Consider the following 1,841-nt stretch of genomic DNA (forward strand, 5'->3'; position numbering starts at 1 on the left):
GTGCGTGTCGGCAATATCCACACCTTTGAAGAGATGATTGAAAGACACGGACACGGTGATGGCTGTGAAATCTGTAAACCAACGGTTGGCTCGATTTTGGCGTCTTGCTGGAATGACTATATTCTTGATAAACCCTTGGTTGCGCTGCAAGACACCAATGACGCTTTCTTGGGGAATATCCAAAAAGATGGTACTTATTCAGTTGTGCCGCGCATTGCGGGCGGCGAAATTACCGCCGAAAAACTCATCGTACTGGGCGAAGTGGCTCGGGATTTTGGACTTTACACCAAAATCACTGGTGGGCAACGTGTGGATTTATTTGGTGCACGTAGTGACCAATTGCCCAATATTTGGGAACGCTTAATCAACGCAGGTTTTGAAACAGGGCATGCCTATGGCAAGTCTTTGCGTACCGTCAAATCTTGCGTCGGTAGCACATGGTGTCGCTATGGCGTGGATGATAGCGTCGGCTTGGCCATCGAACTGGAAAACCGCTATAAAGGCTTACGTGCCCCGCATAAAATCAAATTCGGTGTATCAGGCTGTACCCGAGAGTGCGCCGAAGCCCAGGGCAAAGACGTTGGTATTATTGCCACTGAAAATGGCTGGAATCTATATGTCTGTGGCAATGGCGGTATGCGGCCTCGTCACGCTGAGCTGTTTGCCAGTGACTTGGACACAGCCACGCTGGTTAAATATATAGACCGTTTCTTAATGTTCTACATAAAAACAGGCGACCGCTTACAACGCACATCGGTATGGCGTGAGAAAATGGAAGGCGGGCTTGAGTACATTCAACAGGTGGTCATCAATGATAGCCTGGGTATTGCCGAAGAGCTCGAAGCCCAAATGCAAGCGGACATTGACGCGTACCAATGCGAATGGAAAACCACCCTGTCTGACCCAGAACGTTTAAAACGCTTTAAGCACTTTATCAACAGTGACAAAGTCGATGACAACGTGGTATTTGTCGAAGAACGGAGCCAAATTCGTCCTGCAACTGCCGATGAGAAGTCAGTGATTGGCCAAGACGCAACCGAATTCTCAGACCAGACTGCATCACCTGCCTAACGTTAATAACATTCACCAAACTGGGATGTCCCATGGGCATCTCATCGGGTAAAAAATACGGAATCAAATCATGAATGAAATCTGTAAACTAGACGATATCATCCCTGAAACTGGCGTTTGTGCGCTAGTCAACGGCGAACAAGTTGCCATCTTTCGGACCCATCATGACGAAGTATATGCCATGCATAACTTTGACCCATTTAGCAAGGCTAACGTCATTTCTAGGGGGCTACTTGGTAGCTGTGAAATTGACGGGCAAAAAGTGCGTTATGTCGCGTCACCTATGTATAAACAACGTTTTGACTTGGCAACAGGTAAGTGTCTTGATGATGAGCGAGTTTCGTTAAGATCGTATCCAGTTAAGGTCAATCATGGCGCTGTGTTTATTTAACTAAATGCCGACAATATATAAAGGGGTATAGAAATCATGCCCCTTTATCTTTACCCCAATCAAACTACACCACTAATTGTTGATAATATTGCCGACTGGCATTTAACTCATTATATAGTGATACGACTTCGCCCATGATCATCACTGCAGGGGAAGGCAGTTTGGCAATATTTTGTAGCGTTTGAATGGTATCAAGTGTCCCGATTAATACCTGTTCATTCTCTCGGCTGACATTGGAAATAATGGCAAATGGAGTATCGGCTGATTTACCTGCTTGCAACAAGCCTTGTGTCAGCGATGGCAAGGTATTTAACCCCATATAAAAAATCACCGTTTGATTATCCGCTAACAACTCAGCATATTGCTCATTCGGCGTATC

At 45.8% G+C, this 1,841-nt stretch carries 2 protein-coding genes and 1 pseudogene; 2 read left to right on the forward strand and 1 reads right to left on the reverse strand.

Going from position 1 to position 1,841, the window contains the following annotated elements; translation table 11 throughout:
* A pseudogene (locus tag RT422_RS12135) lies at positions 1-1,071 on the forward strand (nitrite reductase large subunit); the annotation flags it as partial.
* Between the two features lie 70 nt (positions 1,072-1,141).
* Positions 1,142-1,462, forward strand: coding sequence for a nitrite reductase small subunit NirD (gene nirD / locus RT422_RS12140; protein ID WP_309595197.1), 321 nt, complete (start codon positions 1,142-1,144; stop codon positions 1,460-1,462).
* 64 nt (positions 1,463-1,526) lie between these two features.
* Here nirD and RT422_RS12145 read toward each other — a convergent pair.
* Positions 1,527-1,841: SAM-dependent methyltransferase (locus RT422_RS12145; RefSeq protein WP_313422542.1), on the reverse strand; the 315-nt coding region annotated here is incomplete at its 5' end.

The sequence above is a fragment of the Moraxella sp. CTOTU49803 genome (genome assembly GCF_032097965.1).
Classification (GTDB): domain Bacteria; phylum Pseudomonadota; class Gammaproteobacteria; order Pseudomonadales; family Moraxellaceae; genus Faucicola; species Faucicola tetraodonis.

What these genes read in the sequence shown, in the direction of transcription:
- nirD (WP_309595197.1), top strand. Translation starts at nt 1,142, where the DNA reads ATGAATGAAATCTGTAAACTAGACGATATCATCCCTGAAACTGGCGTT.